We start from the raw sequence: 19,643 nt of genomic DNA, 5'->3' as shown, positions 1-19,643 counted from the left end.
TCTATCCCACTTTTCTTTTTCCAGATTCGAGGCTAGCTTTTAGCATTGCCATAAGATCCGCCGCTTTTCCAGCTGGCTCTTTGATCTCCTTAGGTTTTGTCTTTTTACCTTTTGCTTTCTGTTGGATAATTTTCAACAGGTCTTCATTGTAGGTGTCTCGGTACTTTGAGGGATCAAAAGTTTCTGCTAATGATTTGATTAAGGTTTCTGCCATCTTCAGTTCTTCGGGTTTTGGTGCTTTACCTGATGGAATATTCAATTCACTATAATTTCTCATTTCTTCAGGATACCGCATTCTGTTCACCATCAGGACCTCTTTTTCGTAAGGACGAATCATACATAGGATTTCCCTTTCTCTAAGAATGAATGAACCTATTCCCGCCATTTTGGTTTTCATTAATGCTTCCAGTAATAATCTATAGGCCGCTTCGCCATTTTTTTGAGGCTCCAGAAAATAGGGCGTTTCGAAAAGTGCCGGATCCACTTCTTCTTCTTTTACAAACTGAATAATACTCAATATTTTAGATTTTTCGGGACTTACTGCCTCAAAATCCGCGTTCTCCAATACGATATATTTGTCTTCTATTTTGTAGCCTTTTACGATATTTTCCCAAGCTACTTCTTTATTGGTATTTTCATTTACCCTTTTGTATTTGATATTGCTGAAATCTTTTTGTCCAGCATATCTAAATCCAAGGTACTCGATTCACTGGCCGAGTACAGCTTGATCGGTATATTTACCAAGCCAAAACCTATTGCTCCATTCCAGATCGCTCTCATATATTCTGTTTTTAAGGTACAACATCAATCCTCATCACCCCTCCTATCTGTCCATTGCCCCCACTCCGTTTACCATTGATAACTAGATATGAAACAAGTCCTTCTAGGGAAAAGTTTTATTGTGTTACATTTTTATATAATATCTCGCAGTGTTCATTGTCTCAGATGCATCAGAAGATTTCATGATGAAATAAATTGACTAATTTTAGAGAAAGGTCTTTATACTTAATCATCTTTAGTGTAGGATACAGAAGATCGCAGTTCTTTAAGGCAATAATAATTATTGCTATGAATCAAAATTATATGAGACTGAGCACCTAAACTCCTATATGATAAAAGTACTGATGAATTTCTGAATTATGCTAAAGATTTGTATCCGAAAAATTGGGGATTTTTGAAGATAAACTTTCAACAAAAGGGCTTGTGCGATCCCCACTTGTTAATTTTTTTTCAATTCAATCTGCAGAGGTATCAATAAGAGATAATTGAAAGAGTACAACTTAAACGCAGACAAATTATTGCGAAAAGATCTTTATATTCACCTCCGGGTTTGGTTTACCATATATACGCAGATAGCGTATTTCCTTACCCGAACCTGCATCCCAGCCATAAAGCTATTCAGACTCAATTCTTGTTGACTCAAACCTTGCTTTACAGAAAGTTTTTCCCAATCCTGATTGTTGATGCTATATTCTACTATTAAATTTTCAATATTCCCATAGAGTCCAATACCTGTTACTTTACTGATTTTTTTAAATCAACGGTAATTCTCCTGCGAGGCACTTTATTCAGCTTTTTTCATAGATCAACTTACCATATGTTGGGGAATCAAAAATAGAGTAAGTCCTGTCCCCGACAGTTTCTTGAATTGGGCTATCGAATTCAAGTTCAAAAATCTGTACAATAGGGTCAGTCGTTTTGATGTCTGTAAACACGTAATTGTTATTTGCCTCTTTCCAGTTCAACGCCTTATCATCACCTACACGATGAAACCGGCGCAAACGATTATGTTTTAAGATGGGAAGTTTTATCGTTTCCATGGCCTGATCAAAAGATAGAGATATACTTTATTTGCTTTATGAACGGCACCATATTCCTTTGTTGGCATCCAGGGACCACCTCTGGTGCCATAGTAATAATCTCCATATTGTTTTAACCAATGACCTATTGCCAACAAGCTGTCAATTTGCGGACTGTCAAAGGCCCCATCAAATTTTGCACCCCAACTTATCAATACATTGCCATTGCCTGCCGCAGCAGTCAGCATTTCACGAACCAGATTTTTAACCGGTTTTATTTTATGCTCCGGATCATAACCCCAACTGCCATTTAAGGTCATTGCGCTCTCCCAGGGTCGTTCTTGATACATGCCAATGCGCTGCTCTGGTGTATCAAAATCTCCGGGAAGACTTGCCCGATTGTTGATAACAATCCCAGGCTGTAATTCTCGGATCATGCGCGTCAACCGCTCGGAATCCCACATCTCCGCGGTAAACATCCCACCCCAACTGACTGCATCAAACCAGAAAATATCAATTTTACCATATTTAGTCAGTAATTCTCGAATCGCTTTGAACTGATAGTCAATATATTTTTATGTTTTGCCCCTGCTGTTACACGTTTGCCCGGTAGGGACTCATAATACGGCGGATCGGAAATAGAATGGACTGTATTGGTATCTATAGGTTCATAATCCGGATGATACCAGTCACGCTGCGAATAATAGAGCCCAACCGGCAAACCTGCGGCATGGCAGGCATCAATTAATTCTTTTAAATAGTCTCGGCCAAAAGGTGTAATTGTAATTTTAAAATCAGAGAATTGGGTATCCCATAGATGAAAACCATCATGATGCTTAACGACAATTGTCATATACTTCATTCCCGAGCGCTGTGCGATATTGACCCATTCCTTTGCATTAAATTTTTCAAGTTTGAATTTGGAAGGCCACTCAACCTGCCAGGCTTGGTCAGGATAGGCTCCTGTCCATGATCTGGCATTTTGCGGTTACGGACTATCGGCCAACTCATATCTTTATTCACGTAGGAATTGAGACCAAAATGAACAAACATACCGTAGCGTGCGTCCAAAAACCATTTCATATCTTCCGGCTTGGCAAAATTGCTTGCATCCCATTCTTTCTGCGTAAAACGTTGGTAGAGGAAAAATTCCGTTTCATTATACTTTTTATCATCCATCAAAACAGACCACTGCGCCCAGGAGGAATGATACATGGCTATAAAAACCAGGACCAATAACCGTATTTTTTTCATTGTTTATATAATATCAAATGCAGAACTATTTAGTTACCTATTTACTTCATAGGATGAATTTAACTAGCTAATTTTTTGGAAGCTATATAATCCATATTAAAATCGTATCGGAGAGAACCGTAAGCCACTTAAACTTGTAGATTTTTGTTTTCCTTCCACTAACGAAACTGCAATCTCATAAGTTCCGGGTTTGGCAAAGTACATCCAACCCATAGGCTGCCAGGTATAGATATTTGATGAATTTTGTTGATTCTGTACAGCTTGTCCGCCTTTCTGATCTATGCGCCAAACAAGCCTTCCTCACCACTATATTCCAATTCGGTTTGATAATAACCCGGCTTAAGTACATTTATCGTCCACGTAGCTGTACCTTGGTCTGTCCATTCTGTCACTTGGGTAACATGTTTCCATTCCCGAATTTTTCCATCCAGCCCTTTCGGAATTTTTTCACAGCACTGGTTTCTGCGAATTCAGCGGCGAAGGTAGAAACGCCCTGCGGATCGAGCGCTAAACTTGGGTCTACCCTAGCTTCGCCAGAAAGTTCCAATTCGATAATAGAAACCAATGGATCGCCGGGAGCAAATGGTATATCCAGCACTGTCCAGCCCTGCTCAGTATAATGCTTTAAAGGAATCGTATTTTTCCCTGTTAGGAGTCTCGAAGTCTTTATAGCCGTTTGTAACCCTGGGATATATAATTTACCCGTGTTTGGCCAATTGTAAACACTTAGCGATAGCTTATTCTTCTTTTTGTGATATCGCCCCAGGGCAATGCATGCTTCCAGGAGATGCCTCAGCCTGATAGATTGCATCTGGATAGCGTTTCAGCCACTCGCCAACGGCCAGCAATGTTTTCTGCTGCTGGTGAGGAACATTTCCCCTGCCATCTGGCCCAATGTTTAGCATGTACGTACCGCCACGGGCTACCGTTGAAATAAGACGTCTAAGAATTTCTTTGGGATCCTTCCAATTGTTGTCGTACCAGGCATAACCCCATGCATCGTTGCTGACGTCAACGGCTTCCCATAAACCATCTACATTACTTAATGGTATCTCCATATCACCAAGCGTATTATAATCCCCCAGTCCATGACCAGCCCGGCCCGAAACAAAAGCATTCGGCTGATTTTTGCGAACCACAGCAACCAATTCTTCGATATACTCCTTTTTCATATCGCCGGGTGTATCAAACCAGACCAATTCAATGGGACCATAATTCGAGGTTATTTCTTCCACCTGAGGTAAACATTTATGTCTAAAATAACTCTCAAATGATTTGGGATCCAAGTTGTCCTTCGTATTGAAGACTGTCCCATAGGGTGTTGTCCAGTCTTGATTGTGGGAGTAATAAAATCCAAACCCCATTCCCGCTTCCGCACAAGCTTTAGCGAGTTCCTTCATGGGATCCCTTTTGAAGGGTGTGGCTTTGACAATGTTAAAATCACTGGCCTTTGAATCATACATCGCAAATCCGTCATGATGCTTAGCAGTAACAATGATGTATTTCATTCCCGCATTTTTAGCCAGCTGAACAATGGCTTTGGCATTAAAGTCCACAGGATTGAATTCCTTTGCAATCGGCGCATACTCCGCCGTTGTCAGATTGGCCATATTTTTATCCATCATCCATTCGCCAATACCATAATAGGTCTTCCCGTTCCACTTATTCGCAAATTGCGAAAACAACCCCCAATGAATAAACATGGCATATTTCCCCTCACGGAAGCGCTTTCCTTTATCTGAGTCTGCTTGTGATTTTTTTGTGGTGACGGCTTTATCTCCCCACATTTTGTCCATTTCTTGCGCAAATAACGTCCTAGGTTGTAAACATATACTTGATGCAAGTAACACGTAGACCGTTAAACGATTTATCATTGACTTCATTTTTAATTAGTTATTATAGATAGTATTATATGATTAAAGGAATGGATTTGCTAGCTTTCTCCATAACATAAAATCACAAACTGCATTATCTCAAAAATAGATGGTTACTCCAGTATAGCTTGCAACGATATTAGCAAATACTAACACTTTTTAACGCGGCTGTAATTGAGCCTAAATCTATCTTAATTTTGCAATGGCCAAAAGTAAACATCATTTAGAGCTGGTGCTTAATCAAGGCGTTTCACTATTGATTGTGTTTTACCGAATCGTTATTAGGCCATTAAGCTATTGAATTGACCACTAGTTTCTAGGTACAAGAATAATTGAACTTATTTCTGGCAATTGATCACCGTTAACTTCGGCTAATGAAAGCTTAAGTTTTACATTGGTTTCACCCAATAGTCGCTGGTCTATTTCTAAAACACCGATTTCTTTTTCTATAAACTTATTTTCATCTCCTGATGGAATCTTATGGCTTATTTTTTGGTCGCCAAGAGCTATTTCTATTGTTCCAGCCATTTTTTTGTTTGGAAGATAGCTGATCACAAGATTATAGCTGCCTGGACGTTGAACCTTAATATCCCAGTAGGCCTGGTCTGTTGCCAAAGACCAATTGCCAATGGCATTCGGTCGGTTAGGATCATGCGTTGTGGCACCTATCAATTTGATTCCACCACTACCTTGTAATTTCGCATTGTTCGCAGTAAGCACTATCCGCCCATCCGCTGAGGTTTGAACAGCGTTTTCAGCCACTTTAAGTGGTCCAATTAGTTTAGCTACAATAACCTGTGGCCACTGTATTGCCTTATTTTCAGGTATGTTAATGATTTTAGTCCCCTGCCCTTCCTGTATCGATAGTTTGTGCCGGGGTGATTGAAGAAGGTAAGCCTCCTTTAGTGGGCTTGCTAATGGCACGGAAATCTGACCATCTTTAGGACGATCGAACACATGGAAATACAACTTATCATTTTTCTGGGTACAATATCCCCAATCCAAAGTCTGAAAGGGGCTCGCAGTCGTCCCATAGATAGATTCGCCATTGATTTTCATCCAATCTCCGATGCTATGCAACAATTTAACTGCTGGCTCTGGGATAGTACCCGCCGCGTCTGGTCCAACGTTCAATAGGAAATTACCGCCTTTACTTACAGTTTCCAGAAATAAGCGCATGATTTGATCATAGGATTTCCACTTACTGTCATGGTTGCTAAAACCATAGCTTTCGTTCATGGTATGGCTCACTTCCCAGTCCATGCCTGGAAGCCCTGTGGGTGGAATGTATTTTTCAGGTGTACCAATATCACCATTTTTATTCTCTAAACCATTCCAAAAACGATTGTTAACAATAATATCCGGCTGCCATTTGAGAAGATCTTTCAGGATACGCTTGGTTCCCAAGTCTCACCTTGTCGGTTCTTAGAACTAAAATCCAACCATAATATATCCAATTTTCCATAATTGGTTGCTAATTCTTTAATCTGTTGGTAAAGGTATTCCTTATAAACCTTACGATCGGGTATATGATCTTTCAATTCGCTATTGAACTGTTTTCCCTCGTAGGAATCAGGATGCTGCCAGTCCAATAGTGAATAATATGCACCAACTTTAAGCCCCTTCTTGTGAAAGGCTTGTACGATATCCCCGTAAAGATCTCTCCCTTTGGGTGATATATTTGTTCCACCGGTGATGGTATTCGAAACTGAAAATGGCTGTTTGCTATTGAAAAGACTGAATCCTTCATGGTGGCGGGAAGTCAAAACCACATACTGCATTCCCGCATTTTTTGCAAGTGTTGCCCATTCATTCGCATTCAATTTGGCTGCTGTAAATTTTGGTTTCAATTCTGTTGCATAACTTTTACTCGGTACCGTCGCCCATGTCTGTATCCATTCTGCATAATGCTGCGGGTATTGCTTACCTTGCCAGCTCCCACCGGCCGCGCTGTAAAGCCCCAATGAATAAACATGCCAAAGCGTGCTTTACGAAACCATTCCATTCGATGGTCTTTTGTCTTGGACCACTCATCCAGCCCCTCGTAAGGTTGACTATCGACTTGTCCATAACCTTTTATAACAAAGAAAAATAAGATCGATAATACCTTATATTTTAAAACTTTATACATATCACATATATTAATTATCAGAACAGCTCCTAATGTCCCTATTTATAGAGCGGTTATTTTTATACACTAATGTTATCCCCATTTGCTTCGCATCTGGGGATTAACAAAAGCTCCCTACAGAAATAACTTATTGCCAACCGGGATTATTGGGTAGCAGATTTGCATTTTTGCTGGTTTCAGAAAAAGGAATTGGAATCAAATACATTTTCTCCGTAAATACGATTGGATTGGGATCAATAGCCAAATATTGGTAAGTAAAGGTACCGTCTGCATTCTTAGTAATAAATACGCCTGTGCCTTTTTTCCATGTAATACTGAACCAGCAACCTTCCAACGTCTCAGGTCAAAGTACCTCTTTTCCTCAAAACAGAGCTCTACGTAACGCTCATTGCGAATCAGTTCGCGCATTTGCTCTTTGTCAGGCTGCCTTGTGGAATATTGGAGCTGATACCTGCACGATTGCGTATCGTGTTGATCGCTGTATATACGGAGGCATCGGGATTTGAAAGCGCCTCATTCTGAGCCTCAGCGAAGTTTAGCAGGACCTCCGCGTATCGAAGCTCGATCCAGGGCTGCGTGCTTCCATAACCATAGGAATAGAGGGTGTTTTCCTGATTAACTGATTTAATCCTATAGTATCCCGTGATGGTATTATAAATTTTTGTTGCAGGATTTGCATCGAAATCTTGTCCCCTTTATAGGTTTCTACCGTAATTTCCTGTAGCGGTGGACCAGAAGTTGTCCCTTTCATCTTGCTACCATTGTAAGCAATAGCAGCATAAAACCGTTGATCTCTTCCGACATAGGGATTTTGGGCATTATAGCCGGATCCAGCTTCCGTTATTTGTTTTCCATTTGCCATTGGGAATGCATCGACAAGTTCCTGTGTTGGTGAACATTGGCCTGCGTCATTATTTGCCAGTCGCAGCGGTTTTACCAGTGCATCCAACCCATGATGTTTATCGGGCATCTTGTATTGAACCTCAAACAAGGATTCCTTATTGGCGACCTGCCAAAGTGTTTTTAGATTTTGATGTAAGGTAAACTTCCCGCTTTCGATAACAAGTTTGCTAGCCGCTGCTGACTTTGACCATAATGTGGGATCGTTGGATGTGTTGAACAATGGGCTTGCCGCAAACAATAAAGCGCGTGCCTGTAACCCTTTGCAGCCCATTTTGAAGCTTTGCTTGGTGAAACATCAGTAGGCAGCATGGCATAGGCGTTTTCCAGATCTTCAACAATAAAATCAAATGTTTCTTTAATGGAATTTCTCTTTACAAGTAAATCATCGGATAATGTCTGCGCTTGCCTAATAATCGGAACTCCACCATAACGCTTGGCTAGTCCAAAATAATGCAATGCTCGCAAAAAATAGGCTTCACCCTTGATGCTACTTTTGCGATCTGCAGGTACTGGACTACCGTCGATACGTGCTAATAGTTCATTGATTCGACGAATGCGCTGATAGCTACCTGCCCAGTTATCCATAGGACAATTTGTTTCATCCCACTCGCCTACCAAAACATTGTTTGGAGCTTGCCCAGGATAATTGCTGCGCGCTTCATCCGTAATGTTGTTATACAGATTATAATCCCAGCCTGGGACATCTTGGTACATTCCAGCCACATAAGCTTCGATTAACTTGGTATCTTTCCAAACATCGTCTGAAGTGATAGCACCGGGATTAGCGGGGTCCAACATACCGCTCTTGCAGGAATGGAACAACAATATCGTCCATGCGACAAAAATAAATTTGAATATTTTAGATTGAAATAGTCCCATTTTTTAAAGTGTAAGGTTAATGCCAAGATTGAAGTTCTGTTGTTGTGGATAATAGAGTCCATTGCTCGCTGATACCTCTGGGTCAAATTGTTTTATTTGACTCCAGGTCAGGAGGTTGAAACCTGACAAATAGACTCTTATTTTGCTAATGCCATTTTTGTGCAACCAGGTATTATCTAATGTATAGCCAAGGCTAGCACTTTTAAGTCGGACATACCCTGCACCTTTAAGCCAGAAAGTCGAATTTCTATTATTGATCGATCTTGCATCCGTCCAAGCTATTGGGTATTCAGCATTGATATTATCTGGGGTCCATGAGTCTTCCAAATAGGCAAAGTTGCCTGAGGATCCTCCGCCAGCATACAACACACGGCCTGTGCCCTGAATCATCAGATTACGCTGTGCGGCGCCTTGAACCAAAAAGTTAAGATCAAACTGCTCCCAGCTTAAGGTACTCGACAGTCCGAACATCATACGGGGTGTATTGTTGTAGTTGGAAATCACCTTTTGATCCTGGATATCAATTTGTCCATTGCCATTGATATCAACATATCTGAGATCCCCGGCCAAAGACTTTTGTCCAAATTGTTGACCTCCAAACCATTGATCGGCCTCTTCTTGAGTCCGGAAAATGCCATCGGTCTCGTAGCCGGATCTAAATCCATAAACTCGTCCCAATTGGCGCTGATAGTCCAAAGCTGTGACTGGATCATCAATTTTCGTTACTTTATTTACAACATGGCTAATATTGAAATTAAAGTTCGCATTGACAGCACCTATTTTCTCGCGATATCCCAGTGATGCTTCCCAGCCACGGTTTCTCATTTTACCATAGTTTTCAGTGGGCAAATCTCTTCCGAATGTAGCGGGCACAGACAAGGCTCTCGCCATAAGGATATCTTTGGTATTCCGAATAAAGTATTCAAAATTTAAATTGACTTTTGAATTCAATAAAGCTGCGTTAATCCCAAAATTGGTACTCTGCTGTTTTTCCCAAGTTATCGCTGCATTTGGATAGACTCCATAATTTAATCTCGGTGTAGAGCTGCCATCTAAAATAGGACCAGAAGCAGAAACAATACTATAATTATCCAGAAATTGAAACGCTTGAACACGGTCATTACCCGTCAAACCTGTTGAACCAAAAAACTTAAGATAAGACACTACATTATTTATTGGGCTATCCTTAAAAACGGTTCCTCTGACATTACCCAACCCGCAGAAATGGCTGGAAAAAATCCCCAGCGGCTTCTTACGGGGAAACGATAAGAGCCGTCCGAACGGAATACTCCTTCCAGTAAATAGCGATCAGCAAAATTGTAATTGACCCGACCGATCACGCTGCGACGTGCATCAGTAATTATTCCGTTTCCACCTAAGTTCTGATTTTCAGTCCCAGATGCAAATAGTTCATCTTTGATGTTGGAAAGAAACTGCTGCCTGTAAGCGAAAAATGTATTCCCGGTAGAGTTATACTCTTCGTAAACCAAAACTCCCTAACTTCATGTTTGCCAAATTTGCGGTCATAGTTGACAGAAAGGTTATAAAACTGTTGGTCGCTTTCCTGGTACCTTTGATTAAGGGAAGTTTGATTTCCAACGAGCTTAGTCCCCGTCACCTGACCCGCAGGATTAACATCGTACATCGTATAAGGGGTAAAGAAGGTTTTATTGAATAGACGGTCTTTATAAATAGAATATAGGCCGTTTAGACTCAAACCTTCTGTTATAAAAGACAGCTTATGCTCAAAGGATAGTGAACCCTGAAATACATTCCATACATTGCGATTATATCCTGTTGACTCATACATTGCTACAGGATGTTCTCCTGTGGTATTAAAATATGAACCATCCGAATTGAGAATAGAATAAGTCGGATTTTGCCTTAAGACTGCTGCAAAAATAGATCCGGCATCAAATCCAGGATTATTGCTATTTTCCTGGCGGCCTTCAAGCCCCAGTTTTACTACCAAATTTTTGTTTATGCGTGCATCGGTATTACTTCGGAAATTATAGCGTTTAAAATTGATATTATCATACATACCATCCTGATCAAAAATACCAACTGACGCAAAATACTTGATTACCTCTGTGCCGCCATTGACTGAAACATTTTGATCATGCTGCATGCTATTTTTTTGAATGTAGCATCATACCAAACATTTTCATCTCCTCTTGACTGAAAGTCAGTAAGCTGATCTTCTGAGTAAAATAGACCTGCGTGATTTGGATTAGCGGGATCATAACTCATATTTTTCAAGGCCTTGTTCCTTAAGGATGCAAATTGATAGGCTGACATTAATTTGGGATAATTGGTAGGCTGCTGTTTACCGATCATGCCAGAATATGTAATGACAGGTTTCCCCATTTTACCTCTTTTCGTCGTGATCAGAAAGACCCCATTTGCTGCTCTGGCACCATACACACTTGCTGCTGATGCATCTTTAAGTACGGTAATACTCTCTATTTCGTCAGAGCCAATGTTGCCAAATCCATCATAACGCACGACACCATCTATAACAACTAATGGTGAATTGTCATTAAGGGTGGTGATACCGCGAATCTGAAGATTTGACCCAGAACCCGGCGTTCCATTTGGTGTAGTGGATATGACTCCCGGGATATTGCCTGCTATGGCGTTGGTAATATTGGGTTGGGATCTGCCGCAATACATCTCCTGAAACGCTGGAAATAGACCCTGTTACAGTAGATTTCTTTTGAGATCCATAACCTACCACAACAACTTCTTCTAAGGCATTATCTGAAACCTTAAGACGGACCTGCATAGTCGATCGGTCTACTACAACGGTTTGTTGTTCGTACCCGATAGCCGAAACGATCAATGTAGCTCCTATTTCAACGTCCAATTTAAAACTACCATCAGTAGAAGTAGAAGTGGCCGTTTTAGGATTCTTTTTATCTGAAACTGTTGCTCCGGCTATTGGTTCGCCCTTTTCATTAATGATAACCCCTTGAATTAATTGTAAAGAATAGATTGCATTTGTATTTGTGGCTAGCCTATTAAGGATAATCTGATTCCCAAAGATCTCGTACTTGAGATCAAGTGGCTTCAATAGTTCATCTAAAAGTTCCTGTAAACTTTGGTCTTTGACATCGACAGAAGTTTTTGATTTGTTATCTACTAGAGATGACAGGTAACTAAATTTCACCCCACCAAGGGATTCAATCCGTCTTAAGATAACAGATAGACTTTCTTGCCGTGCCGTAAAGTTTACTTTTTTGTTCAATACCTCTTGTCCGAGGAGTGTGTTTGTTGCTCCTTCGGCAATGAGTGCACTGACTAAAAACGCATTTACAAAAGATAGTCTCATAAATAGTCTTTGTAATTGGTTATTTATCTTTTGTTCATAAATTAGTGGTTGAAGTAAATACAATAGAAAGCCTGTACACATGCCTTGAATGTGTATAGATCTTTTTCGGACGACGATGTTCCCGCATCGTCGTCTTATTTCGTAAGTAGGTTGAAATTTTACATAGGCTTATATATTTGGTTATTATCTTATTTCTTCTCTACTCCCACTACAAGTGCCATCCACAACAATAGTCTGTTCTTCTATCTTGTAGCGCAATCCTGTTGTTCTGGAAATAATAAATAATTTATCATAGATAGAACCTTTTGGTAATGGTAAGGTTGCTTTGCACTGATTTAATTGATCCCTATCAAATCGAATTTTGATATCATACATATTGGAGAGACTATCTAATACGTAACTAAGTGATACATTTCTGAATACCAGTATATCATCGGCCATTTGTGGTGTAGTATAGGTAGATTCGTTTTCAAATTTGTCTTTTACAAATTGCCCGGTGCTGGAATTAAGTGTCAGCCTTTCTGAAGGCAATAACGTATACGGTTTACTTTCAGCTTCTTGAATACGGCCGACCTCCACCTTTCCACTCTTTACCGCCACTTGTTGTTTCTCCGTATACACATCTGCCAATACCCAAAAACTAGTCCCTACTACTTTTACATTAAAAACGGTGTTTCAACGACAAACCTTCTTGTACTATCTTTAGCCACATCAAAAAATATGCGGCCACTAATGGATACTTCCCTTATTTTATCATTAAATAATGTTTTGCGTTTTAGTACTGCTCCTGGTTCTAGGCTTGCTTTTGTACCATCAGGTAAAAAAATAATTTTGGGAATCTTGCTCCTATTGACATAAACGTTATAGCCACGCTCCGATGCTAGATTAATAGATTTATGATCTTTATTGTTTACATAAAGTAGACTCCCATAAAACAATATAAAAAAGCTATTGCAGCAGCTGTCCATTTATACCAAAGACTCGAAATGAATCTTTTGGGATGATGGGATTGAGATGATACCGTAAATTCGATCTGCTCCCAGATCTGATCCTTCATTTCTATAATCTGTTTGGTTGGTTGATGGATCTTGTTTAGGCGTTCAACTATAGCCTTAGCACGTAGCATATTGTCCTCGTCTTGTGGATTATTAGCTAGCCATTCGGACCAATAGCGGCTTCGATCTTCATTCGGTTCATTTACCCATTTAATAAATTGGTTGTCTTTCAAGTAATCTTCTACTTCCATTCTTAATATTTAAGCATAAATTCGTTGGTCTATATACTATAGTGTATCATTGTATGCTTTTATACTCACCTATTTCTGCTTTTTTTTTTTTTTTTATGTGGGTATCCTCATTCATTGGTTTTTTATGCAAAAAAACAATGAATATTTTAGACGTACACAGTTAAAAAAATGCATTTACAAAAAGGAAGTATATATATTGCCAGGATCGCTTGCTTTATATGTGCAAACGGGATATAAAAAGCCAGACAGACTTAGTAAAATATGGAGTAGACTACGTAGACGTATGAGTGCGCGTTGCAGCAGATTTGAAACCGACTGGTAATTTACACTCAATAAAGTAGATATTTCTGTAATAGAGTAAGAGAGGTAAAAATAGAGATAAATGACCTCCCGCTGCCTCGGAGCCAATTGATGAAGAGTATCTTCTAATTTGTTCAGTTTATTCTCTTTATCATTGATAAGTTCTAGCAGGTCCTGATCAACTAATTCTTCATTAAATTCATATTTAATAATTCGCTTCTCATTCCTCTTTAATGTAGCTAATAACTTGTAACGAAAAGACTTAAAGAGGTAAAACTTAACGGATCCTACATTGGCCAAACGCTCCCGTGTACTCCAAAGTTCAACAAATAAATCGTGCATCACGTCACGTATAAGATCCTCATCATGGTGGATTTTAAATCCGTAGGCTATAATATCGGTCGCAAATAAATGGTAGATTTCGGAAAATGCGTCATAGCTTCCTCCTTTGAATTCCGTCCATAATTTTTGCTCCCCAACAGTATTGCTCACGCCTAATCGCCTTTTAATTTATTAATTAACACTCAAACCACTATTAACCAAGTGCATATAAATAAATATTCCACTCACAAAATCAAACAAGTGTTATATTTGTAGGAACAAAATATTTATAAATATTATCATTTTCAAATTTAAATAATACGCAAACGTTTGCGTTGTTTTTACTATAGTAAAAAACCTACTCCAAGGTTGTTAGTTACAATAAGTAGAATTCGTTAAGGGGCGTAGATTAGGTTTTGTAGCTTGAATAGATAGTAAATCATGTCAAGACTATTATTGCAGCAGCATTATTAACAGATTTCTCAATCGTATTGTATTTTCAGACGAATGATTCTTTAGTTTACAGGAGAGACGATTTTGACTACTGATAATTTCTCTTTAAGAAGGGCGCAATATTTTCAAAGCAATTATCACGAATATTACTGAACAACAGATAGGTGATAAGTATATCTTTTCATTATTTTTCTAATTTCTATATGTTGTATCATCTTCATTCGTTTACAATTCCTGAATTTTCGTTTATTGTTGGAGCAATTCATAAGTCCAGCTTAATTCGGCTAAGGTTTCGTCGTCTAAGCTTTTATTTTCTATAATCTGCTTTTCTATTTTTACAGAAAATGCTCGTCTTGTTGCTTTATTGGCTAACCAATTTATTACCTCCCCATCAATAGCTGGATTGGAAAAAGCATTTGTCAATCTATACGGACTTTGAGCATTGTACTCTATATCGTTCAAAACAAAATCTTTAAAATGTAGCAGACCTTCAATACTGTCTGTATTTTCCCATTCGTTCAGAAGCGGTTTTAGGTTGAAATTTGCAACACCAAACATGACCAAATAAGTACCCACTCTTTCTCTTTCTGGAGAAAAGGGATAAAAGGTCAAACACTTTCTAAAATATAGTACTGAAAATTCAGTGAGCAACTGCATTTCCTCTTTGGCCCATTTTTCGGGCTTGTCAAGGTCTAATCTGGCAAATACGATTTCTGTTGAGTGACAAGGAAAATCAAAGTTATTTGCAAGCTCCACTACTCTTGGTAAGAAATGTTTCATTTCCCACAATTCTCTATCCGAATAATTTCTTGCAGATCGGTAATAAGCAGCCTCCAATAATTCACTTGATACTGTTCATAATGGTGTATTTATCAATCTTGATTCCTCCTCAGCGGTTACACAACAAACTTTGCATACATGCAAAGTTTTCCCAATGACATATTTCTCAAATAGGCTGTATGATTTTTCTATAAGCTCGTGAAGGTTCATTTGGTTTTCAAAAATTTAACTTTGGGTAAGTCATGCATTTGAATGCTTCTATCCAGATAACTCTTTTCATTGCTACTCTAGCAACAAGTCTTGCAATAGTACTTTGTTAATTTCCTTTTGTCGGTGGAACATCAGATGCATCTGATTTTGAATAGTTTTCTAAATATTTTAAGATATCAAATTTAAAATTGTCACAAACATATATTTTTAGAATTGCATAGTTGAAATAGTTATCTATCTCTTTTGTAAAATTGGAAATAAAATTTTGCTTACTTTTCTCGTCAAATGAGTCAAAAATAAATGTCAGTTTTGTAGAATTTTCATCAATTCCTTCAATGTTAACTTTCCATTTAAGTATTCCTTTCTTGGAAAAAGACTCATGAATCATTGGTTTTATTGGATATTTAAGTGTTTCCTTATTATATTCACCCTTGTAAAGCATGATTATGTTAGATTCAAAAGATTTCTCTCGAATTGTTTTTTTGTATAAATTTAAATCGGTAAAGATGTTGGCTGAAACATAGTTTTTGTTCTCTGTAAGGTAAATAGTCGCAATATTTTCGTTTCGGCTTATAGAATCAACTTTCGTTTCTTTCAAACTATACTGAAGCATGGAAGAATCGTTGAAATTATCAAAATAGCGTACAACTTTCTTTAGTGGTAACTTTATCGTTTCTGTTTGACTGTTATTGACAATTTCTTGTCCATATAAACTTAAGTTTGAAATAGATAAAAAAATTGCGATAACTACTATAAAACTGAAATTTGTATTTTGTTTCATTTTTTTGTCGGTTTGTCAAACATGCTCCAACTCACTTAATTGATACATGTTTTTCAGTGCTTAATTGTTTATTTGCACTTCAAATTTAAAGTATCTCTTCTATAACACGCCAAAAGGATTTATGATTCGCTGGCTTTGGTTTACGATTTGCTACATGAGCAATTGTAGACGGATTTTTTATTCAGGCGAGTTTTCCGACGGGTATCCCCTGCTAGGCACAACATTTATAACCTCAGATTGGGAGAATGTGGGTATATGATCTAAATATAATATTGGAATTCGTCTTTTTGTTCTTTGACTTTTTGCATATTAGCAATCGGAAAAGCAAAACATTTAAGTTAGTAAAACTTAAAAATACCAATGAATATGGAAAGAACTTATAACGGCACCTCTATCCTTGATGAGACCCCAACCGGATATCATATCACAATACCCGTAAAAAAACATTTGCCTGTTATTATTTTCCTTACTTTGTGGCTGGTTGGTTGGCTGATGGCAATTAACTTTTTGGCTCTTCGTTCGGTAATGATTTTCATAATATTATAAATGGAAAATTGGGGTTTGATAGCTTGTTTACAATGGTTTGGCTCGTCTTTGGAGGAGCAGCTGGCTTGTTTGTGATTAAAACTTTGGTCTGGTATCTAATTGGACAGGAGATCATTATGATCGACCACCAACAAATAAGTATTGCTAGAAAAAATGATGTGTTCTTCAGGCCGAGAATATACGATCTAACAGAAGCAAAGAGATTCCATGTTAAGGAAGAGCATCTTGAGTTTTCCTTTTTGGGTCAGCGAAATGATCTGTCATTGTTTAGGAACAGGGGTTCTATTCGATTTGAATATGGTCTGAGAACGATAAAATTTGCGAATGATATGGATCAAGCTGAGGCAAACCATATCTTGGAAACCTTAAGATCGTCGGGGTATCTGACTGCCGCTAATTTTGATTAAATATTGATATTTAAATTGGAACTGTTTCCTTCGCCCATCTACTTTGATGTAACAGAGTGAAGAAAAATCGGAGGATCTAAACAAAATAGAGAACATACAGGGATCTATCAATAATCAATTTGCTAAAGTTGTGGTACTCGCAAATGGATTGTATCATCCAAAACTTAGTATTAGAAAAAACCGGATCCTAACACATCATGAAGCAACCAAACTTTTCAAATTTCCCGGTATTAGAGACCAATAAATTGGTTCTTCGTAGGCTTTTATTGAATGACGCAAAAGAAATCTATCAGCTGCGTTCGGACATTGAAGTCGCTGCGCTGACGGGAAGGACAGCATGTGCAAGCATCGACGAGGCTATTGCATATATCGATAAGATTGATAATATGATCAATAAAAATGAACGTATATTTTGGGCAGTGTCCTATCGGGGAAACCCGGCTTTGATTGGAGCAGCATGCCTTTGGAACTTTGATATTACAAAAGGTACAGTAGAAATCGGGTATGAACTGCTCGAAAAGTTTCATGGTAGAGGAATTATGGGAGAGGTTATTGAGCGGATACTCACATATGCATTCGACGTCATGGGCGTTGAAACAATAATCGCATTCCCTTCTGGTGACAACCCTTCTTCCCTGAGGCTGCTAAAAGACTTGGTTTTGAACAAGTTCCACTTCATTTTAAAAATACACACATCAATGTTCCAAATATGCTCACCTATATCCTATCCCGTCCAACATAAATGTTGGCTCAACAATTTTAACTATTTAAAAGATACATTATATTTATTTAAAAGTAATATCATCAGGTAAGCCCACCACAAGAAATGACAGAACTAGAAAAATACCTTGCAGACTTTAAAGAAGCTGTTGTAAACGTATATCCTATTTCGGATAAGGCATTTAATTTGTTGGCAGAAACGGTGTACATTCAGCAGTTTAAAAAAATGAAGTTTTACTAAGGGAAGGGCATGTCGCTAATGACATCTTCTTTGTTTGTAAAGGTGCACTAAACTCTTATTTTATAGATGAAAAAGGAGCTATCTGGAATAAATGGATTTATTTGGAGAGAGATTTTGCGAGCACCAGATTTTCGGCAATCATAAAAACACCAAATGAATTCACACTGCAAGCAATTGAAAACACCACGGTGGTATGTCTGCCCTATCATCAGACAAGAAAGGCTATTAATCAAAATGATGAATTAAAGAACCTGTACATTGCCTATCTGGAAAAAAAAAATGGATAGTCATTAATGAAGAAAGAGAAATTTCCTTACTTACCGAAAGTGCCACTGCAAGGTATCTAAAATTGTTGCAAGCACATCCGGGAATAGAGAACAGAATTCCACTACAATATATTGCTTCACACCTGAGCATTACCCCAACACAATTGAGCAGAATTCGGAAAGAACTAACCAGATAAAAAATCATTGTGCTCAACCTATTGAAAATGTGGGCTTAAAATCATGCTTTAATTTTGCCGTGAATATAATAGGTCAGGCAAAATTGGAATGTAAATATCGCATTCTTGATTTGTTGACAGTATCTATTAAGGGAAGTGAAGTATAGTGACCTGCATACCGGAGATGGAAACAAAAGATAAAAATAACCTTGTACTCAACCTATGTAAAGGGTATACTCGAAACCAAACTTTATTTTTGATTTTTATAAGCAATAAAAGAAGCAGATTATAGCATGTTAATTTGAAGTAGAGCACAGATTAATGCTAATTCAAGAGTCGAATATGAGCAAGTAATAACTAAAACTGATATTAAATTATGGAAACAATTTCTAAAACACTAAGAATATTTCTAACCGCACTTATTCTTGTAAATGTCGTTCTGATGGCCTGTGTAGCCTACTTTTTTTTAAACAACGAGCGCGGCTTAACCGCAGAAAGAATAGATATCAAGGACAGATCGGGGAAAAATCGTATCGTTATTGCAAACACAGATAACATTCCGCAACCCATTATCAAAGGGAAGACGTACAAAAGGGCTTACTCCCCTGCAGGTCTGATTTTCTATGATAAAAATGGCGACGAAAGAGGTGGTTTGGCGATTACTGATAATGAGGAGACTAATCTGAATGCACTAGCATTTGATTATCAGAATGCCGATGCCATCGGTATCTTGGCACAAGATAATAAACACGACAATTATTTCAGGGCTGGTCTATTGATTAATGACAAAGACCTATCCGGTAGGCCTGGACATAATATCAACCGTATTAACCTGCTAACTGAAAACGGGAATGCATCTTTGGTGATGAAAGATAATAATGAAGTACCGAGAATTATTTTAAAAGTTGACAGTCTAGGAAATCCTTCTATCGAAATGTTTGACAATAATGGAAAAATGAAATGGAAACAATAAGCTATAGTCCTTATCATAAATTGATAAGGACATGCTCGGGTTCAAAATTAGT

30 protein-coding genes are annotated in these 19,643 nt (G+C 38.3%); 5 read left to right on the top strand and 25 right to left on the bottom strand.

The genetic code is table 11. The features are described from left to right. Nucleotide 1: 1 nt before the first annotated feature. The 25 genes from KUH03_RS41115 to KUH03_RS41005 all read right to left on the bottom strand — a co-directional run bounded on the left by KUH03_RS41115 (nucleotide 2) and on the right by KUH03_RS41005 (nucleotide 16,262). Nucleotides 2–658 carry a Ku protein gene (locus tag KUH03_RS41115; protein ID WP_257097819.1) on the bottom strand — a complete coding sequence of 219 codons (657 nt, stop codon included), beginning with the start codon at nucleotides 656–658 and terminating at the stop codon, nucleotides 2–4. Further along, nucleotides 640–780, bottom strand: coding sequence for a hypothetical protein (locus tag KUH03_RS41110; protein ID WP_257090360.1), 141 nt, complete (start codon nucleotides 778–780; stop codon nucleotides 640–642). Before KUH03_RS41110 ends, KUH03_RS41115 begins: the two co-directional genes overlap by 19 nt. 788 nt (nucleotides 781–1,568) lie before the next feature. Beyond that, the gene (locus KUH03_RS41105; RefSeq protein ID WP_257090359.1) at nucleotides 1,569–1,781 is read right to left on the bottom strand and encodes a hypothetical protein; all 213 of its coding nucleotides are present in this window, start codon (nucleotides 1,779–1,781) and stop codon (nucleotides 1,569–1,571) included. A 26-nt stretch (nucleotides 1,782–1,807) separates the two neighbouring features. Next, the gene (locus KUH03_RS41100) at nucleotides 1,808–2,311 is read right to left on the bottom strand and encodes an alpha-L-fucosidase (protein WP_257097817.1); all 504 of its coding nucleotides are present in this window, start codon (nucleotides 2,309–2,311) and stop codon (nucleotides 1,808–1,810) included. 20 nt (nucleotides 2,312–2,331) lie between these two features. Further along, nucleotides 2,332–2,679: an alpha-L-fucosidase gene (locus tag KUH03_RS41095; RefSeq protein ID WP_257097815.1), complete on the bottom strand. Its 348-nt coding sequence runs from the start codon at nucleotides 2,677–2,679 to the stop codon at nucleotides 2,332–2,334. After that, nucleotides 2,658–3,053: a hypothetical protein gene (locus KUH03_RS41090; RefSeq protein WP_257090358.1), complete on the bottom strand. Its 396-nt coding sequence runs from the start codon at nucleotides 3,051–3,053 to the stop codon at nucleotides 2,658–2,660. Before KUH03_RS41090 ends, KUH03_RS41095 begins: the two co-directional genes overlap by 22 nt. Nucleotides 3,054–3,441: 388 nt before the next feature. Next, nucleotides 3,442–3,651 (bottom strand): hypothetical protein, encoded by a 210-nt coding sequence (locus KUH03_RS41085; protein ID WP_257090357.1) that lies wholly within the window; start codon nucleotides 3,649–3,651, stop codon nucleotides 3,442–3,444. Between the two features lie 139 nt (nucleotides 3,652–3,790). Beyond that, nucleotides 3,791–4,849: an alpha-L-fucosidase gene (locus KUH03_RS41080; RefSeq protein ID WP_257090356.1), complete on the bottom strand. Its 1,059-nt coding sequence runs from the start codon at nucleotides 4,847–4,849 to the stop codon at nucleotides 3,791–3,793. A 387-nt stretch (nucleotides 4,850–5,236) separates the two neighbouring features. Then, nucleotides 5,237–6,334: an alpha-L-fucosidase gene (locus KUH03_RS41075; RefSeq protein WP_257090355.1), complete on the bottom strand. Its 1,098-nt coding sequence runs from the start codon at nucleotides 6,332–6,334 to the stop codon at nucleotides 5,237–5,239. Further along, nucleotides 6,313–6,891: an alpha-L-fucosidase gene (locus KUH03_RS41070; RefSeq protein ID WP_257090354.1), complete on the bottom strand. Its 579-nt coding sequence runs from the start codon at nucleotides 6,889–6,891 to the stop codon at nucleotides 6,313–6,315. The genes KUH03_RS41075 and KUH03_RS41070 overlap by 22 nt, the downstream gene beginning before the upstream one ends. After that, nucleotides 6,774–7,058 carry an alpha-L-fucosidase gene (locus KUH03_RS41065; RefSeq protein WP_257090353.1) on the bottom strand — a complete coding sequence of 95 codons (285 nt, stop codon included), beginning with the start codon at nucleotides 7,056–7,058 and terminating at the stop codon, nucleotides 6,774–6,776. Before KUH03_RS41065 ends, KUH03_RS41070 begins: the two co-directional genes overlap by 118 nt. 127 nt (nucleotides 7,059–7,185) lie before the next feature. Further along, nucleotides 7,186–7,392, bottom strand: a complete 207-nt coding sequence (locus tag KUH03_RS41060; RefSeq protein WP_257090352.1) for a RagB/SusD family nutrient uptake outer membrane protein — start codon at nucleotides 7,390–7,392, stop codon at nucleotides 7,186–7,188. 61 nt (nucleotides 7,393–7,453) lie between these two features. Then, on the bottom strand, nucleotides 7,454–7,687 hold the full coding sequence (locus KUH03_RS49960; RefSeq protein ID WP_373564900.1) for a RagB/SusD family nutrient uptake outer membrane protein: 234 nt from the start codon (nucleotides 7,685–7,687) through the stop codon (nucleotides 7,454–7,456). Next, entirely contained in the window at nucleotides 7,594–8,049 is a 456-nt protein-coding gene (locus KUH03_RS41055; RefSeq protein WP_257090351.1) for a RagB/SusD family nutrient uptake outer membrane protein, read from the bottom strand. Before KUH03_RS41055 ends, KUH03_RS49960 begins: the two co-directional genes overlap by 94 nt. A gap of 32 nt (nucleotides 8,050–8,081) precedes the next feature. Next, complete coding sequence (locus KUH03_RS41050) at nucleotides 8,082–8,840, bottom strand: RagB/SusD family nutrient uptake outer membrane protein (protein ID WP_257090350.1); 759 nt, start codon at nucleotides 8,838–8,840, stop codon at nucleotides 8,082–8,084. Nucleotides 8,841–8,843: 3 nt separating this feature from the next. Continuing rightward, a complete protein-coding gene (locus KUH03_RS41045; RefSeq protein WP_257090348.1) occupies nucleotides 8,844–10,055 on the bottom strand; it encodes a TonB-dependent receptor domain-containing protein in 1,212 nt (403 codons plus the stop codon). Nucleotides 10,056–10,215: 160 nt separating this feature from the next. Then, nucleotides 10,216–10,968 carry a hypothetical protein gene (locus KUH03_RS41040; protein ID WP_257090347.1) on the bottom strand — a complete coding sequence of 251 codons (753 nt, stop codon included), beginning with the start codon at nucleotides 10,966–10,968 and terminating at the stop codon, nucleotides 10,216–10,218. Next, nucleotides 10,923–11,450 carry a TonB-dependent receptor plug domain-containing protein gene (locus KUH03_RS41035; RefSeq protein WP_257097814.1) on the bottom strand — a complete coding sequence of 176 codons (528 nt, stop codon included), beginning with the start codon at nucleotides 11,448–11,450 and terminating at the stop codon, nucleotides 10,923–10,925. The genes KUH03_RS41040 and KUH03_RS41035 overlap by 46 nt, the downstream gene beginning before the upstream one ends. Continuing rightward, nucleotides 11,380–12,171, bottom strand: a complete 792-nt coding sequence (locus tag KUH03_RS41030) for an STN domain-containing protein (protein ID WP_257090346.1) — start codon at nucleotides 12,169–12,171, stop codon at nucleotides 11,380–11,382. Before KUH03_RS41030 ends, KUH03_RS41035 begins: the two co-directional genes overlap by 71 nt. 183 nt (nucleotides 12,172–12,354) lie before the next feature. Beyond that, nucleotides 12,355–12,792, bottom strand: coding sequence for a DUF4974 domain-containing protein (locus KUH03_RS41025; RefSeq protein ID WP_257097812.1), 438 nt, complete (start codon nucleotides 12,790–12,792; stop codon nucleotides 12,355–12,357). A gap of 35 nt (nucleotides 12,793–12,827) precedes the next feature. Further along, complete coding sequence (locus KUH03_RS49955; RefSeq protein WP_373564582.1) at nucleotides 12,828–13,139, bottom strand: FecR domain-containing protein; 312 nt, start codon at nucleotides 13,137–13,139, stop codon at nucleotides 12,828–12,830. Continuing rightward, complete coding sequence (locus KUH03_RS41020; protein ID WP_257090345.1) at nucleotides 13,082–13,417, bottom strand: hypothetical protein; 336 nt, start codon at nucleotides 13,415–13,417, stop codon at nucleotides 13,082–13,084. Before KUH03_RS41020 ends, KUH03_RS49955 begins: the two co-directional genes overlap by 58 nt. A 174-nt stretch (nucleotides 13,418–13,591) precedes the next feature. Next, the gene (locus KUH03_RS41015) at nucleotides 13,592–14,209 is read right to left on the bottom strand and encodes an RNA polymerase sigma factor (protein ID WP_257090344.1); all 618 of its coding nucleotides are present in this window, start codon (nucleotides 14,207–14,209) and stop codon (nucleotides 13,592–13,594) included. Nucleotides 14,210–14,737: 528 nt separating this feature from the next. Continuing rightward, nucleotides 14,738–15,271, bottom strand: a complete 534-nt coding sequence (locus KUH03_RS41010; protein WP_257090343.1) for a hypothetical protein — start codon at nucleotides 15,269–15,271, stop codon at nucleotides 14,738–14,740. A gap of 316 nt (nucleotides 15,272–15,587) precedes the next feature. Then, nucleotides 15,588–16,262, bottom strand: coding sequence for a hypothetical protein (locus KUH03_RS41005; protein ID WP_257090342.1), 675 nt, complete (start codon nucleotides 16,260–16,262; stop codon nucleotides 15,588–15,590). A 554-nt stretch (nucleotides 16,263–16,816) separates the two neighbouring features. Here KUH03_RS41005 and KUH03_RS41000 point away from each other — a divergent pair. From KUH03_RS41000 to KUH03_RS40980, 5 genes are all read left to right on the top strand, one after another. Beyond that, nucleotides 16,817–17,215, top strand: coding sequence for a hypothetical protein (locus KUH03_RS41000; protein ID WP_257090340.1), 399 nt, complete (start codon nucleotides 16,817–16,819; stop codon nucleotides 17,213–17,215). A gap of 197 nt (nucleotides 17,216–17,412) precedes the next feature. Next, nucleotides 17,413–18,027, top strand: a complete 615-nt coding sequence (locus tag KUH03_RS40995) for a GNAT family N-acetyltransferase (protein WP_257090338.1) — start codon at nucleotides 17,413–17,415, stop codon at nucleotides 18,025–18,027. Between the two features lie 14 nt (nucleotides 18,028–18,041). Next, the gene (locus KUH03_RS40990) at nucleotides 18,042–18,176 is read left to right on the top strand and encodes a hypothetical protein (RefSeq protein ID WP_257090336.1); all 135 of its coding nucleotides are present in this window, start codon (nucleotides 18,042–18,044) and stop codon (nucleotides 18,174–18,176) included. Between the two features lie 23 nt (nucleotides 18,177–18,199). Then, nucleotides 18,200–18,463, top strand: a complete 264-nt coding sequence (locus KUH03_RS40985) for a hypothetical protein (protein WP_257097810.1) — start codon at nucleotides 18,200–18,202, stop codon at nucleotides 18,461–18,463. A gap of 531 nt (nucleotides 18,464–18,994) precedes the next feature. After that, nucleotides 18,995–19,591 (top strand): hypothetical protein, encoded by a 597-nt coding sequence (locus KUH03_RS40980; protein WP_257090335.1) that lies wholly within the window; start codon nucleotides 18,995–18,997, stop codon nucleotides 19,589–19,591. Nucleotides 19,592–19,643 lie beyond the last annotated feature (52 nt).

Origin of the sequence: Sphingobacterium sp. E70 (genome assembly GCF_019285695.1) — a bacterium.
In the GTDB taxonomy this organism is placed as follows: domain Bacteria; phylum Bacteroidota; class Bacteroidia; order Sphingobacteriales; family Sphingobacteriaceae; genus Sphingobacterium; species Sphingobacterium detergens.
Note: the sequence above shows the minus strand (reverse complement) of the source record. Positions and strands in the feature narration are given on the sequence as shown.

Coding starts and splice junctions, on each gene's coding strand:
- KUH03_RS41065 (WP_257090353.1), bottom strand. CDS start 7,058: ATGTATAAAGTTTTAAAATATAAGGTATTATCGATCTTATTTTTCTTT.
- KUH03_RS41090 (WP_257090358.1), bottom strand. CDS start 3,053: ATGAAAAAAATACGGTTATTGGTCCTGGTTTTTATAGCCATGTATCAT.
- KUH03_RS41110 (WP_257090360.1), bottom strand. CDS start 780: ATGAGAGCGATCTGGAATGGAGCAATAGGTTTTGGCTTGGTAAATATA.
- KUH03_RS40990 (WP_257090336.1), top strand. CDS start 18,042: ATGACAGAACTAGAAAAATACCTTGCAGACTTTAAAGAAGCTGTTGTA.
- KUH03_RS49955 (WP_373564582.1), bottom strand. CDS start 13,139: ATGGACAGCTGCTGCAATAGCTTTTTTATATTGTTTTATGGGAGTCTA.
- KUH03_RS40995 (WP_257090338.1), top strand. CDS start 17,413: ATGAAGCAACCAAACTTTTCAAATTTCCCGGTATTAGAGACCAATAAA.
- KUH03_RS41050 (WP_257090350.1), bottom strand. CDS start 8,840: ATGGGACTATTTCAATCTAAAATATTCAAATTTATTTTTGTCGCATGG.
- KUH03_RS41005 (WP_257090342.1), bottom strand. CDS start 16,262: ATGAAACAAAATACAAATTTCAGTTTTATAGTAGTTATCGCAATTTTT.
- KUH03_RS41010 (WP_257090343.1), bottom strand. CDS start 15,271: ATGAAACATTTCTTACCAAGAGTAGTGGAGCTTGCAAATAACTTTGAT.
- KUH03_RS41040 (WP_257090347.1), bottom strand. CDS start 10,968: ATGCAGCATGATCAAAATGTTTCAGTCAATGGCGGCACAGAGGTAATC.
- KUH03_RS41030 (WP_257090346.1), bottom strand. CDS start 12,171: ATGAGACTATCTTTTGTAAATGCGTTTTTAGTCAGTGCACTCATTGCC.
- KUH03_RS41080 (WP_257090356.1), bottom strand. CDS start 4,849: ATGGACAAAATGTGGGGAGATAAAGCCGTCACCACAAAAAAATCACAA.
- KUH03_RS41020 (WP_257090345.1), bottom strand. CDS start 13,417: ATGGAAGTAGAAGATTACTTGAAAGACAACCAATTTATTAAATGGGTA.
- KUH03_RS40980 (WP_257090335.1), top strand. CDS start 18,995: ATGGAAACAATTTCTAAAACACTAAGAATATTTCTAACCGCACTTATT.